This window comes from Burkholderia sp. Bp9031 (assembly GCF_003857965.1).
In the GTDB taxonomy this organism is placed as follows: Bacteria; Pseudomonadota; Gammaproteobacteria; order Burkholderiales; family Burkholderiaceae; genus Burkholderia; species Burkholderia ambifaria_A.
Genome location: NZ_QTPW01000051.1, coordinates 18,080 through 31,837, shown reverse-complemented (window position 1 = coordinate 31,837; position 13,758 = coordinate 18,080). Strand labels below are relative to the sequence as shown.

Below are 13,758 nucleotides of genomic sequence, written 5' to 3'. Positions count from 1 at the left end.
GGGATTCGGCACCGGTGCGATCTCGATCGCGATGATCGAGGGCAGCGCGCTGGGCGGCGGCTTCGAAGCCGCCCTCGCGCACCACTACATGCTCGCGCAGAAGGGCGTGAAGCTCGGTTTTCCCGAGATCGCGTTCAACCTGTTCCCGGGCATGGGCGGCTATTCGCTGGTCGCGCGCAAGGCGGACCGCGGGCTCGCGGAATCGCTGATCTCGTCCGGCGAGGCACATGCGGCCGAGTGGTACGAGGATCGCGGGCTGATCGACCAGACGTTCGACGCGGGCGACGCGTATCTCGCGACGCGCACCTTCATCGACGTGATGAAGCCGAAGCTGAACGGCATCCGCGCGATGCTGCGCGCGCGCGAACGCGTGTTCCATCTCACGCGTTCCGAGCTGATGGACATCACCGAGCAATGGGTTCACGCGGCGTTCACGATCGAGCCGAAGGATCTCGCGTACATGGAACGTCTGGTGATGCTGCAGAACCGGCGCGTGTCGAAGCTGCGCACGGTGTGATGTGAGCGAAGCGCCGCGCATGGCGGGCGGCGCGCTCCGTCATGCGGGGAGGCTCAGGCGATCAGCCTGAGCTTCCTCGTCTCCGCGAGCCAGGCCTCGAAGGCCTGGGCCGGCATCGGCCGCGCGAAGTAGTAACCCTGCGCGTAGTCGACGTTGATCTGCTTCAGGAATTCGGCTTCCGCGTGCGTCTCGACGCCTTCGGCGACCACCGAGAAACTCAGCGCCCTCGCGAGCGACACGACCGAGCGCACCAGCGCCTGCGAGCGCGGGTTGCGGTCGATGCCCGTGATGAAGCTGCGGTCGAGCTTGATCGAATCGAGCGGCAGCCGCGACAGCTGCGACAGCGACGAATAGCCGGTGCCGAAATCGTCGAGGTGAATCTCCGCACCGAGCTGGCGGAACTGCTTCATCAGCTCGTGCGCCGCTTCTTCGTCGTCGATGAAGCTGCTTTCGGTGAGCTCGATGTCGACGAGGCTCGGCTTCAGCCCCGCGGCGTCGAGAATCGACGCGAACTGATCGACGATGTTCATGTCCTGCAACTGCCGCGCGGACACGTTCACCGCGATCCGCACGCCGAGCCCCATCGCATTCCATGCGGCGGCCTGCGCGGCAGCGGTGCGCATCACCCAGCGGCCGAGCGGTGCGATCAGCCCCGACTCCTCCGCGAAGCGGATGAATTCGATCGGCGCGACAAGCCCGCGATCGGGCGATTGCCAGCGGATCAGCGCCTCGACGCCGTGCACGTCGCCGGTCGCGATGTCGACGACGGGCTGGTAATGCAGCACGAACTGCTCTTCCTCGAGCGCCTTGCGCAGGTTCGTGTCGAGCCACATGTACTTCGCGACCTTCTGGTTCATCTCGAGCGAGAACACGCGGTACGTATGCTTGCCTTCTTCCTTCGCGACGTACATCGCGGTATCGGCGCTGCGGATCAGCGTTTCGAGCGAATCGCCATGCTGCGGATACATCGCGATGCCGATCGAGCAGCTCGTGTAGACCTCCACCAGCCCGAGGTGGATCGGCGTGCGCAGCCGCTCGAGGATGATCTGTGCGGTCGCCTCGAGCAGCGGCCGCGTGCCGTGCTCGAACAGCACCAGGAATTCGTCGCCGCCGAGCCGCGCGAGCGTCGCGCCGGACGGCAGGCAGCCGCCGATGACCGCGGACACGTCCTGCAGCAGGCGGTCGCCGGTGATGTGCCCGTAGTGATCGTTGACGCGCTTGAAGTTGTCGAGATCGAGGAACAGGATGCCGACCTGGCCGCGCAGGTCGGTGCGGTCTGCGGCCAGCGCGACGCGGATGCGCTCGCTGATCGCATGACGGTTCGGCAGGCCGGTCAGCACGTCGGTATTCGCGAGTTCGCTGAGCCGCTGCTGCGCGTTGCGCTCCTCGGTGACGTCGATGCCCGAGCAGATCAGGAACTGCTCGTCGGCGCCGCTGCCGCTCTGCACGAACTTGTTGCGGAACTGGAACAGGCGCGGGCCGTTGACCGTGTTGATGTAGCGCTCGACCGCGAACGACCGGTTGCTCGCGAAAAAGCCGGTGATGTTGGTGCGCGACTGCGCGCCCTGCTCGGGGCTCATGAACAGCTCGAACGCGCTGCGGCCGATCACGTCGACCTCGCGCTTGCCCGTCACTTCCTCGCACAGGCGGTTGAAGCGCTGCACCATGCCGTTGCGGTCGAGGATCACGACGAGCGAATTCACTTCCGACACGACCTGCTCGGCGAACGCGAGCCCGTGTGCGAGATCGCTGGCGACGGACGCGGTATCGGAATAGGCGGAGGCCGTGCCGGCCCAATTGGCGGTGTCGATCTTTCTGCCGACCAGATGGAGACTGACCGGATCGCCGAACAGCGCGAGTTCGAGCACGAGGTGCGACGTGACGCCGGTGAGCGCGCGAATCCGCGCGGCCTGCTCGCCGGTCAGCGCAACCGCGACATTGGTCAGGCCGCGAACGGCGGCCAGTTCGAGTGCATTGCTGTCGCTGCCGAGGCGCCAGCATGGGCTGCGCGTACCGAGATGCGCTTCGAGCACGGCGCTTTCGTTTTCGTCATCCATGGACACGCCCCGATCCAGAAAAAACGCACAGTGTAGACGGATGCAAGTTGACCGCCCGCGGTCGGGCGCGCAACGCGCGTACCCGGAAGAACAGTCTTGATGGCCGTGACAACGGTCCTCGTTCCGAATGTGTTTCCAACGACTAATGCGACCCGGCGTTCGCGCATGTCGCGCGTAAGGTTTTCCAAGCGAATGTGTAACCCATCTTATCAAATGACGATGAGGAATGGCACTCACATTTGGAACAGAGTGTCAAGGAATCGGAACTCGATTGGCAGGGGGGATTTTTCGTGGTTGGCGTGATGCGAGTCGGCGGGCGCCGGGCCTGAAGCGGGCCGGCGAGGTCAGCTGAGCGCCTTGCCGGACGGGCGTTTGCGGGAATCGCACTAACCTTGTAGCGATCCGCCCCCGCGGCATTCTGCCGGGGTCGGATCGCATGGCGCCGATCGCGGAATCGGGAATTTTCCATGTCCGCTTATGCGGGAATGCATGTCTTTATTCCCATACGCGTTGCAATATCGCGTCAATCGATGTGAGCGGATATATCGCCGGGTCGCACCGGCATTGCGGCGCCATGAATGGAACCGGTGCGATCGCCCCGCCGCGACGCGCGAAAACCGTCCGGCGGGCACGCCGCCGCACCGCTTCCGCGCGTTGCGCAGCGACGCTCAGCCCGCCGCGCCGTAACCGCCGCCGCCCGGCGTCTCGACGACGAACACGTCGCCCGGCGCCATCTGCGCGCGGCCGATATGCTCGAGCGTCTCGACCGTGCCGTCCGCGCGCTCGATCGTGTTGCGACCGAGCGCGCCGGCCTCGCCGCCCGCGGCGCCGAACGGCGCATGGATCCGGTTGTTCGACAGGATCGACGCGGTCATCGGCTCGAGGAAGCGGATCCGCCGCACCGCGCCGTCGCCGCCGCGCCAGCGCCCGCCGCCGCCGGAACCCGCGCGCAGCCGATGCGAGTCGAGGCGCACCGGGTAGCGCCATTCGAGCACCTCCGGGTCGGTCAGGCGCGAGTTCGTCATGTGCGTCTGCACCGCGCCGACGCCCGCGAAGCCGTCGCCCGCGCCGCTGCCGCCGGCGATGGTCTCGTAGTACTGGACGCTCTCGTTGCCGAAAGTGAAGTTGTTCATCGTTCCCTGGCTCGATGCGACGCAGCCGAGCGCGCCGTACAGCGCGTTGGTAATTGCCGACGACGTCTCGACGTTGCCCGACACGACCGCCGCCGGATACTCGGGGTTCAGCATCGAGCGGGCGGGGACGATCACCGTCAGCGGCTTCAGGCAGCCGGCGTTCAGCGGGATGTCGTCGCCGACCAGCGTACGGAACACGTACAACACCGCGGCCATGCAGACGGCCTTCGGCGCGTTGAAGTTGTTGTCGAGCTGCGCGGACGTGCCGGTGAAGTCGATCTCCGCACGGCGCGCCGCGCGGTCCACGCGGATCGCGACGCGAATCTCGGCGCCGTTGTCGAGCGGATAGCGGTACACGCCGTCCTGCAGCGCGCCGATCACGCGCCGCACCGCTTCTTCCGCGTTGTCCTGCACGTGCCCCATGAACGCGAGCACGACGTCGCGGCCGAACTGCCCGACCATCCGCCGCAACTCGTCGACACCCTTCTGGTTCGCGGCGATCTGCGCGCGCAGGTCGGCCATGTTCTGCTCGACGTTGCGCGCCGGATAACGGCCCGATGCGAGCAGCGCGCGCGTGTCGGCATCACGCAGCACGCCGGCCGACACAAGCTGCCAGTTGTCGATCAGCACGCCTTCTTCGTCGATGTGCGTCGAATCGGGCGGCATCGAGCCCGGCGTCGTGCCGCCGATGTCCGCGTGGTGGCCGCGCGAGCCGACGTAGAACAGCGGCGCATCCGAGCCGTCCGCGAACACCGGCGTGATGACGGTGACGTCCGGCAGGTGCGTGCCGCCGTGATACGGGTCGTTCAGCATGAATACGTCGCCGTCGCGCATGCGGCCGCGGTTGCGCTCGATCACCGTGCGGATGCTCTCGCCCATCGAGCCCAGGTGCACGGGCATGTGCGGCGCGTTCGCGATCAGGTTGCCGTCGCCGTCGAAGATCGCGCACGAGAAGTCGAGCCGCTCCTTGATGTTCACCGAATACGCGGTGTTCTGCAGCCGCAGCCCCATCTGCTCGGCGATCGACATGAACAGGTTGTTGAAGATCTCGAGCCGCACCGGATCGGCGTCGGTGCCAAGCGAGCGGCGCGTCGGCAGCGGCGTCGTGCGCGTCAGCACGAGGTTGCCCTGGGCCGTCATCCGCGCGCGCCAGCCGGGCTCGACGACGGTCGTGCCGTTCTTCTCGGCGACGATCGCCGGGCCGTCGATCGCGTCGCCGGCGAGCAGCGTGTCGCGCACGTACAGCGCCGCGTCGTGCCATTGGCCGCCGGAATGGAAACGCACGGTGCTGTGGGCCCGCGGCGCCGCGCCGTCGTCGCGCGGCACGAGCGGCGCGATTTCGACCGGCGCATCGGAGCGGCCGATCGCCTCGACCGACGCCAGCTCGGCGACCAGCGGCGTGCCGGGCATCAGGAACGCGTAGCGCTGCCGGTAAGCGGCTTCGAACGCCTGCTGCATCGCGACGACACTGCCGGCCGGCACGTCGAGCGCGGAATCGGTGCCCTGGTAGCGCAGGTGCACGCGCCGCTCGGTCGCGATGCGTTCCGGCGGCACGCCCTGTTCGAGCAGCGCGCCGACCGCGTCGTCGGCCAGCCGGTCGAGCGTCGCGTTCAGCGCGGGCAACGACGCGTCGGACAGCACGGCCTCCACCGCGCGCTCACGCATCGCGGTCTGGTCGGCCAGGCCCATCCCGTAGGCGGACAGCACGCCCGCGAGCGGATGCGCGAACACCTGTGTCATCCCGAGCGCGTCGGCCACGCCGCATGCGTGCTGGCCGCCCGCGCCGCCGAAGGTCGTCAGCACGTAGCGCGACACGTCGTGGCCGCGCTGCACCGAGATCTTCTTGATCGCGTTCGCCATGCTGCCGATCGCGATCTCCAGGAACCCTTCGGCCAGCGCCTCGGGCGTGTCGCGCCGCCCGGTTGCCGCATGGATCTCGTCGGCAAGCGCCGCGAATTTCGCGGCCACGCCGTCGCGGTCGAGCGGTTCGTCCGCATGCGGGCCGAACACGCGCGGAAAGTGATCAGGCTGGATCTTGCCGAGCATCACGTTGCAGTCGGTCACGGTCAGCGGGCCGCCGCGCCGGTACGCGGCCGGCCCCGGGTTCGCGCCGGCCGATTCGGGCCCGACACGCAGCCGCGCGCCGTCGAAGCCGAGCACCGAGCCGCCGCCGGCAGCAACCGTGTGGATGCTCATCATCGGCGCGCGCATCCGCACGCCGGCCACCTGCGTCTCGAACACGCGCTCGAATTCGCCGTTGTAGTGCGACACGTCGGTCGACGTGCCGCCCATGTCGAAGCCGATCACGCTGTCGAAGCCGGCTGCGCGCGCGGCGCGCACCATCCCGACGATGCCGCCGGCCGGGCCGGACAGGATCGCGTCCTTGCCCTGGAACGCATCGGCGCGCGTCAGGCCGCCGCTGCTCTGCATGAACTGCAGGTTCACGCCGGGCATCTCGTGCGCGACCTGCTCGACGTAGCGGCGCAGGATCGGCGACAGGTAGGCGTCGACCACGGTCGTATCGCCGCGCGACACCATCTTCATCAACGGCGACACCTCGTGCGACACGGACACCTGCGTGAAGCCGATCCGGCGCGCGAGGTCCGCCAGCGCACGCTCGTGCGCCGTGTAGCGATAGCCGTGGATCAGCACGATGGCCAACGCCTGCACGCCGGTGTCGAACACGCGGCGCAATGCCGTTTCCGCGCGTTGCAGGTCGAGCGGCACGACGACGTCGCCGTGCGCGCCGATCCGCTCGTCGATCTCGACGACGGTCTCGTACAGCGCATCGGGCAGCACGATGTCGAGATCGAACAGGCGCGGCCGGTTCTGGTACGCGATGCGCAGCACGTCGCGAAAACCGCGCGTCGTCGCGAGCGCGGTGCGCTCGCCCTTGCGCTCGAGCAGCGCGTTGGTCGCGACCGTCGTGCCCATCTTCACCATGTCGACGCGTTCGGGCGTGATCGGCTCGCCGTCGGCCAGGCCGAGCAGGTGGCGGATCCCGGCGACGGCTGCGTCGCGATACTGCTCGGGGTTCTCCGACAGCAGCTTGTGCGTGACGAGCGCGCCATCGGGCCGGCGCGCGACGATGTCGGTGAAAGTGCCGCCGCGGTCGATCCAGAATTGCCAGCGCGCGGCGTCGGAGGAAACGGGGAAAGTGTGTCGGTCAGTCATGGCGATGAACTCGATGCGTCGTTGAAGCGAAGATGAAAACGAAGGGCGAGCGCCGCCGCACGGCGCGCGTCGCGCGCCGCGTGAGGGCTTCGATCAAAAGGGAGAGGTCAGGCGGCGGGCGGGTGCCCGCTTACGCGGCGTCGAGTTCGCGGCCGCGCGTCTCGGGCAGCGTCAGCGCGGCGACGATCATCACGCCGTAGGCGGCGACCGCGAAGATCCCGATGCTCGCGCCGAGCCCGTAGTGCTTCGACAGCGCGCCGATCAGGAACGGAAACAGGGCGCCGACCGCGCGGCCCACGTTGTAGCAGAAGCCCTGCCCCGAGCCGCGCACTCGCGTCGGGAACAGCTCGGTGAGGAACGCGCCCATCCCGGAGAAGATGCCCGATGCGAAGAACCCGAGCGGAAAGCCGAGCCACAGCATCGACGCGTTCGTGAGGTTCAGCGCCGGCGACGTATAGGCGAACGCGATCACCATCGAGCCGAGCGCGAACAGGATGAAGTTCGGCTTGCGGCCAAGGCGGTCGGTCAAGTACGCGCTCGTCAGGTAGCCAACCCACGAGCCGACGATGATCGTCGCGAGGTAGCCGCCCGTGCCCATCACGGTCAGGTGCCGCTCGGTCTTGAGGAACGTCGGCAGCCAGGTCGTGATCGCGTAGTAGCCGCCCTGCGCACCGGTCGTCAGCAGCGCCGCGCGCAGCGTCGTCGACAGCAGCTTCGGCGCGAAGATTTCGGTGAAGCGCGGCGCGTCGGCCACGTTGGCCTGTGTGGCCTTCTCCTTCTCGTAGACGTCAGGTTCCTTCACGTAGCGGCGGATCACGACCACCAGCAGCGCCGGCGCGAGGCCGACGAGAAACAGCGCGCGCCATGCCTGTTCGGCCGGCAGCACCGAGAACAGCAGCGCATACAGCAGCGCCGACAGCCCCCAGCCGATCGCCCAGCCCGACTGCACGAGGCCGACCGCCTTGCCGCGATCGCGTGCGCGGATCACCTCGCCGATCAGCACCGCGCCGGCCGTCCATTCACCGCCGAAGCCGAAGCCCATCAGCGCGCGCGCCGCGAGCAGCTGGTGGTAGCTCTGCGCGAGCCCGCACAATGCGGTGAACACCGCGAACCACAGCACGGTCAGCTGCAGCGTGCGCACGCGCCCAATCCGGTCGGACAGGATGCCCGCGATCCAGCCGCCAAGCGCCGACGCGAGCAGCGTCATCGTGCCGATAAAGCCGGCGTCCGCGAGCGAGATGCCCCAGGTCGCGACGAGCGTCGGGATCACGAACGACAGCATCTGCGTGTCCATCCCGTCGAGCATGTAGCCGACCTTGCAGCTCCAGAACGCGCGGCGTTCGCGCGGCTGCGCGTCCGCATACCACCCGAACAGGCCGCTGCGTGCGGGGCCCGCGGGATCGGCGGCGGGCGCCGCGAGAGTCTTGCTTTCCATGGTGAAGCTCCTGTCGAAATGTTCGGTCGAAACCGTGTTCGTCGTACCTGCGGTGCGGGTCGTGCGTGTCGTGCGTGTCGTGCGTGTCGAGCGTGCGTCGCGATCATTACGCCGCGGCTGCGCGCCGCCCTCCGGCCGGGCGGATCCTCTGCGGCGCGGCGTACCGCCGCGTCGGGGCCGGACCGGCGGCCGTGCAGGCCGCCGGCATCGGTCGGGTCAGAACACGGCCAGCGACGCGTTCGTGATGTCGGTCATCAGCATGTAGCCGGGCGTATGCGCGATCGCGAGCGGCAGCTTCGCTTCCATCAGCGCGGTTTGCGGCGTCACCCCGCACGCCCAGAACACCGGCAGCTCGCCGTCACGCACGGTCACCGCGTCGCCGAAATCGGGCGCGCCGAGATCGGCGATGCCCAGTGCTTCAGGATGGCCGATATGGACCGGCGCGCCGTGCACGCCCGGGAACCGGCTCGTGATCTGCACCGCGCGGATCGCGTCGGCGCCGCGCAGCGGCCGCATCGACACGACCAGCTGGCCGCCGAAAATCCCCGCGCGGCGGTTCGGAATCGACGTGCGGTACATCGGCACGTTGCGCCCCTCCTCGATGTGGCGCAACCCTATTCCTTCACGTGCCAGCATGTCCTCGAACGAGAACGAGCAGCCGATCGCGAACACCACGAAATCGTCGCGCCACAGCGCCTCGAGCGATTCGACCCGCTCGGTCAGGTGGCCGTCGCGGTATACGTTGTAGCTCGGCACGTCGGTACGGATGTCGAGATCCTCGCCGAGCACGTCGAGCCGGAACGCGCCCGGTTCGCCGACGCCCAGCAGCGGGCACGCCTTCGGGTTCGCCTGGCAGAAGCGCAGGAAATCGTGCGCGTACGCGTTCGGCAGGATCGCGAGATTCGCTTGCGCGAACGGGCCGCACTGGCCGGCCGTCGGGCTGCGGAACGTGCCGTTGCGTACGGACTGGCGGAATTCGGAAGGCGTCATGATGTTCGATGGCAGATCGGGATGTCGTCGGGATGACGGGGTTGCGTCAGCGGATACGGCGAAGAATAGAAAAGAAAAAATTTTGTCGCCAACGAGTTTTTTTGCGTCTGGTGTATAGAATTTCTTAACGGATCTCGGGGTTTTCCCCGGTCCCGTTCACTTTTCTTCACCGGCAAGCTGCGCGTCCAACGTCCGTCCGATCGCCATGAACACGCGTTTTCTCGAAACCTTCGTCACGCTCGCGAAGCTGCGCAACTTCCGCACGACGGCCGCCGCGCTGCACGCGACGCCGGCCGCGATCTCGCAGCGCCTGAAGGCGCTCGAAGATGAATTGCAGACCGTGCTGGTCGATCGCGACAGCCGCGAGTTCCGGCTCACGCCGAACGGCGAGTACCTGCTCGGCTATGCGAAGGCCGTCGTCGAGGCGACGCACGAGTTGCAGGCCGCCGCGGCCGGCGAAAGCGCGCTGCGCGGCAAGCTGCGGCTCGGCGTGATCGAGACGGTCGTGCACAGCTGGCTGCCGCATTACCTGCGCCGCCTCGCCGCCGACTATCCGCAACTGGAGATCGACCTGACCGTCGACGTAAGCGTCGTGCTGCAGCGCCGGCTGATGGCCGGCGAGCTCGACCTGATCATTCGGGTGGAAGGCAGCGACGAAGCGTCGGTCGTCTGCGACGCGCTCGCGAACTATCCGGTGCGCTGGATCGCGCGCGCCGGGCTGCTGCCGACCACGCGCACGGGCCTCGCGCGGCAGGTGCTGCGCCAGCCGATCCTGACCTACGGGCGCGGTACCGCGCCGCACCGTGCGCTCGAGGACATCGTGCGCACGCTCGCGCACGCGCACGGCGTGCCGCTGTCGGAAACGCGCATCACCGGCTCGCCGTCGATCTCGGTGATCGTGCAACTCGTGCGCGACGGCTTCGGCGTCGCTGCGATTCCGGTGTTGTTCGTCGATGCGCTGATCGCGAGCGGCGAGGTCGTCGAGCTGCCGCTGCAGCCGTCGCCGCCGTCGATCGTCGTGTCGATGTCGCGCCGGGCCGACGCGCCGAAGTTCGTGCACGGCGCGTCGATCGCCGCGCGCGTCGCGTGTCACGAGTATTGCGAGAAGAGCAACCGGCTGCTGGTCGAGGCACTTTGATGCGGTACGCGGCTGCCGGGCAGTTCACCCACGGCGCGTGAAGCGCCGATTCGGCGATCGTCTTACGCGTGCAGCCCCGCATGCGGCTGACCGAGCTTGCCGTCGCCATACTCGCGCAGCACCTGCGAGATCACCACGCGATAACCGTCCAGCCAGCGCGCCTGCTTCGCCTTCGCTTCCAGATGCGCGGGATGCTGGATCAACTGCTGCAGCGCCGCCTCCGATTCCCAGTAGTAGACGTTCTGGATCAGCCCGGCCTCGGCGTTCTCCCACGTCTCCTCACCGAGGTAGCCGGGCGTCGCGCGCGCCATGTCGGCGATCTGCCGGTCGAGGCGGTGGAATTCGTCGTCGTATTGCCCGGCGCGAAAAATGAAGGTCGATGCGTACATGCGCGCTCCGTCGGAGACGAATGAAAGAGCGCCAAGTGTAAGGCACGCGTGGCGGGTCGCTGTCGTCACGCGGTGCTCTCGACGGGGTCGGGTCGATCGGCGAGCCACGCGTCGATGGATGGGGCGTCGGCCTGCGTGTTTGTCGCAGTTGCCATGGTTGCCGGCATCGCGGCAAGCGCGTGTCGCGCGCGTTCGAGTGCCTCCGCGAAACCGCGCAACTCGCGTGTCGCCGGCCGGTCGTCGAGACGCCGGCGCGCGAGTGCCGCTTCGATGCGTGCGTCGATCAACGCGCGCTGCGCGTCGATGAAGTCGACGCACAGCATGCGGCACCGAGCGGAGATCGACGCGACCGCAAATAACACCGGCACGATCGACATCGTCAGGTAGCCGCCGGGCGCAAGTCGCGCCAATGCGGCGCGTACGTGCGGGCCGCCGTCGATCAGCGATGCGAACACCGCATCGCGCCACACCGCGCGCTCGAACACGAGCGCCTCGCGAAACGTGTCGAGCGCCGCGCGGTCGGCGACCTGCCCTGCCGTGACCAGCGGTATCGCCGGCGTCGTCTCGACCGAAGCCGTAACGTCGTCCGCGCCGACGATGCAATTCGCACCCAGCCACGCCGTCTCCGCGCGCCGCCCGGCGAGTACACGAGATTGCAACCGGTCCGGCAGCATCGGATCGAGCGGCACCGCGCCGCAGATCGACGGCTTGTTCGCGTGCACGCCGCAACGGCCGTCGTCCGCCAACGCCGCGCACCGGCCCAGCGACGGATAGTCGTAGCCTTGCAGCGTCAGTGCGAGCCATTCGCCATTCACGACGCTGCGATGGAACAGTCGGTCGGCCAGCGCATCGGCGGCCGCGACGTCGTTCGCGTCGAGCGCCTGCTCGTGTCCGGCCATGCGCGTTCGTTCACCGACCCGCCACTTCGGCACGCGATGGATCGTCAGCGCGCCGACGAAGCGGTTCCGATGCCGGAACAGTTCGCGCAACGACAGCGTCGGCGCGCTGTTGCAGCAGCGGCCGCATGCATTGCACGCGAGGCGGTAGTCGTCTACCACGGCCGTCGCACCGAGTCCTGGTAGCGCGTCAGGATGAAATGCGCGACGTCGTCCGAGTGATATGCGGCGACGAGTTGCGCGACCCACGGCTTCGCACGGTCGGCGTCGCGCACGGTCAGCACGTTCGCATACGGCGAGCGTGCGTCCTCGAGATTGATGCTGTCGCGCGCCGGTTGAAGGCCCATGCGCGTGGCGTCGTCACTGTCGATCGCGACGAACGCGGTCGAGTCGAGCGCCGCACGAAGCCGGTCGCGGCGCAGCGCAACGAATTTCAGCGCGAGCCGGTTGCCGGTCACGTCGTGCAGCGTCGCATGCAGGCCGGCCTGTTCGCGCAGCGTCACCAGCGTGTCGTTCTGCAGCAGCACGAGCGCGCGCGCCATCCCGCGCGGATCGGACGGGATCGCGACCGTCGCGCCGGGCTGCAGTTCGTTCAGGTTCTTCAGCTTGCGCGAATAAAGCGCCATCGGCAGCGTGACGGTCGGCGCGACGGCGCTCAGCGCATAGCCTTTCGCCGCGCGCGTGGCGCTCAGGCGCTGGGCATCCTCGAAGCTCGCCGCGTCGATGCTGCCATCGGCGAGCGCGGTATCGATGCGCGATGCGTCGTCGAATTCGACGACGTCGACAGCCAGCCCGCGCGCGGCAGCGACGCGTTTCACCTCGTCGAGGATTACCGCATGCACGCCGCGCGTCACGCCGACGCGCACCGCCGGCGCGGCGGGCGCAGCTGGCGCGGCGAATTCCGCGGCCGCGGCCCACGCCGGATGCATGACGCCGCACGCAATGATCAACCCTGCGGCAACGATCCGCCCCGCGCGCTTCATGACGCATCCCTCAGAATCGTGCGAAACCCGATATGCGACGCGCCGAGATCGGCTTCCTGCTGTTCGCGCGACGACGCGCGATAGCGTACGCAGTAATCGCGCGAGCACAGGAACGAGCCGCCCTTGATCACCATTGGCGTGTCGTGCCGGCGCGTCGGCGGTGCGACGGCCGCCGTATCGCCGTTCGTATGCGACTGGTGCGGCCCCGTGTAGGCATCCTTCGTCCATTCCCATGCGTTGCCGATCATGTCGTAGAGGCGAAAGCCGTTCGCCGCGTAGCAGCCGACCGGCGCCAGTCCCGCATGGCCGTCCTCGGCCGTGTCGAGCACCGGAAACGCGCCCTGCCAGTAGTTCGCGGCCGGCTTGCCATTCGCGTCGCGCGGCGCCGTATCGATCGACGCGTCGTCGCGGCCGGCCTTGCCCGCGTATTCCCATTCGGCTTCGGTCGGCAGGTCACGGCCGAGCCAGTGGGCGTATGCGAGCGCATCGCGCTGCGTGACGAGCGTCACGGGCAGGTTGCCGAGCCCGTCGACGTTGCTGCCGGGGCCGCGCGGCGTGCGCCAGGACGCGCCTTTCACCCACGTCCACCATGCAAGGTCGCGTGCATTCAGCTCGTCGCGCGTCGGCACATGAAACACCGCCGCGCCGCCCTGCTGCTCGGCCTCGGTCACATAGCCGGTCGCCTGCACGAACGCGGCGAACTGCGCGATCGTCACGTCGGTCTGGTCGATCCAGAAGCCGCCGACGCGCGTCTTGCCGTCGCCGACCGGACGCTCGTCCGCATAGCCGCGCGTGCTGCCGAACACGAACGCGCCGCCGCTCAGGTGCACCATCCCGGCCTTCGGGTCGTCGCGCCACTGCGCGGGCAGGCCCGAGTAGCGCTCGCACTGCCGCTCCGTGCCGAGCGGCGCGAGCGTGCGGCCGCGATTCGCGTCGTCGAAGGCCCCGGCGTGCGACGCCGACGGGCTCGCATAGCCGGCGGCAAACGCGGCGGCGAACAGCGTGGCCGCGAGCGCCGCGCCGAGCGTCCAGAAGCGGAACCGCAT

10 protein-coding genes are annotated in these 13,758 nt (G+C 68.4%); 2 read left to right on the top strand and 8 right to left on the bottom strand.

Going from position 1 to position 13,758, the window contains the following annotated elements; genetic code table 11:
- On the top strand, positions 1-517 hold a 517-nt coding region (locus tag DIE15_RS34925), incomplete at its 5' end, for a crotonase/enoyl-CoA hydratase family protein (protein ID WP_260428432.1).
- A gap of 53 nt (positions 518-570) precedes the next feature.
- Here DIE15_RS34925 and pdeR read toward each other — a convergent pair.
- From pdeR to DIE15_RS34900, 4 genes are all read right to left on the bottom strand, one after another.
- Positions 571-2,574 (bottom strand): cyclic di-GMP phosphodiesterase, encoded by a 2,004-nt coding sequence (gene pdeR / locus DIE15_RS34920; RefSeq protein WP_057925889.1) that lies wholly within the window; start codon positions 2,572-2,574, stop codon positions 571-573.
- Positions 2,575-3,242: 668 nt separating this feature from the next.
- Positions 3,243-6,881 carry a hydantoinase B/oxoprolinase family protein gene (locus tag DIE15_RS34910; protein WP_124835697.1) on the bottom strand — a complete coding sequence of 1,213 codons (3,639 nt, stop codon included), beginning with the start codon at positions 6,879-6,881 and terminating at the stop codon, positions 3,243-3,245.
- Positions 6,882-7,011: 130 nt separating this feature from the next.
- Positions 7,012-8,316 (bottom strand): MFS transporter, encoded by a 1,305-nt coding sequence (locus tag DIE15_RS34905; RefSeq protein WP_057925891.1) that lies wholly within the window; start codon positions 8,314-8,316, stop codon positions 7,012-7,014.
- 216 nt (positions 8,317-8,532) lie between these two features.
- Positions 8,533-9,306 carry a putative hydro-lyase gene (locus DIE15_RS34900; RefSeq protein WP_057925893.1) on the bottom strand — a complete coding sequence of 258 codons (774 nt, stop codon included), beginning with the start codon at positions 9,304-9,306 and terminating at the stop codon, positions 8,533-8,535.
- 205 nt (positions 9,307-9,511) lie between these two features.
- Between DIE15_RS34900 and DIE15_RS34890 the strand changes: the two genes are divergently transcribed.
- The gene (locus tag DIE15_RS34890; RefSeq protein ID WP_057925894.1) at positions 9,512-10,444 is read left to right on the top strand and encodes a LysR family transcriptional regulator; all 933 of its coding nucleotides are present in this window, start codon (positions 9,512-9,514) and stop codon (positions 10,442-10,444) included.
- A 62-nt stretch (positions 10,445-10,506) separates the two neighbouring features.
- Here the strand turns inward: DIE15_RS34890 and DIE15_RS34885 are convergent, their stop codons facing one another.
- The 4 genes from DIE15_RS34885 to DIE15_RS34870 form a co-directional block, all read right to left on the bottom strand.
- Positions 10,507-10,833, bottom strand: a complete 327-nt coding sequence (locus tag DIE15_RS34885) for an antibiotic biosynthesis monooxygenase (protein ID WP_057925895.1) — start codon at positions 10,831-10,833, stop codon at positions 10,507-10,509.
- A 65-nt stretch (positions 10,834-10,898) separates the two neighbouring features.
- Positions 10,899-11,891 (bottom strand): YkgJ family cysteine cluster protein, encoded by a 993-nt coding sequence (locus DIE15_RS34880; RefSeq protein ID WP_124835696.1) that lies wholly within the window; start codon positions 11,889-11,891, stop codon positions 10,899-10,901.
- Positions 11,885-12,658 carry a MetQ/NlpA family lipoprotein gene (locus DIE15_RS34875; protein ID WP_409364329.1) on the bottom strand — a complete coding sequence of 258 codons (774 nt, stop codon included), beginning with the start codon at positions 12,656-12,658 and terminating at the stop codon, positions 11,885-11,887. The genes DIE15_RS34880 and DIE15_RS34875 overlap by 7 nt, the downstream gene beginning before the upstream one ends.
- 50 nt (positions 12,659-12,708) lie before the next feature.
- Complete coding sequence (locus tag DIE15_RS34870) at positions 12,709-13,758, bottom strand: formylglycine-generating enzyme family protein (RefSeq protein WP_124835694.1); 1,050 nt, start codon at positions 13,756-13,758, stop codon at positions 12,709-12,711.

What these genes read in the sequence shown, in the direction of transcription:
- DIE15_RS34900 (WP_057925893.1), bottom strand. Translation starts at nt 9,306, where the DNA reads ATGACGCCTTCCGAATTCCGCCAGTCCGTACGCAACGGCACGTTCCGC.
- DIE15_RS34885 (WP_057925895.1), bottom strand. Translation starts at nt 10,833, where the DNA reads ATGTACGCATCGACCTTCATTTTTCGCGCCGGGCAATACGACGACGAA.
- DIE15_RS34875 (WP_409364329.1), bottom strand. Translation starts at nt 12,658, where the DNA reads ATGCATCCGGCGTGGGCCGCGGCCGCGGAATTCGCCGCGCCAGCTGCG.
- DIE15_RS34905 (WP_057925891.1), bottom strand. Translation starts at nt 8,316, where the DNA reads ATGGAAAGCAAGACTCTCGCGGCGCCCGCCGCCGATCCCGCGGGCCCC.
- DIE15_RS34890 (WP_057925894.1), top strand. Translation starts at nt 9,512, where the DNA reads ATGAACACGCGTTTTCTCGAAACCTTCGTCACGCTCGCGAAGCTGCGC.
- DIE15_RS34870 (WP_124835694.1), bottom strand. Translation starts at nt 13,758, where the DNA reads ATGCGGTTCCGCTTCTGGACGCTCGGCGCGGCGCTCGCGGCCACGCTG.
- pdeR (WP_057925889.1), bottom strand. Translation starts at nt 2,574, where the DNA reads ATGGATGACGAAAACGAAAGCGCCGTGCTCGAAGCGCATCTCGGTACG.
- DIE15_RS34910 (WP_124835697.1), bottom strand. Translation starts at nt 6,881, where the DNA reads ATGACTGACCGACACACTTTCCCCGTTTCCTCCGACGCCGCGCGCTGG.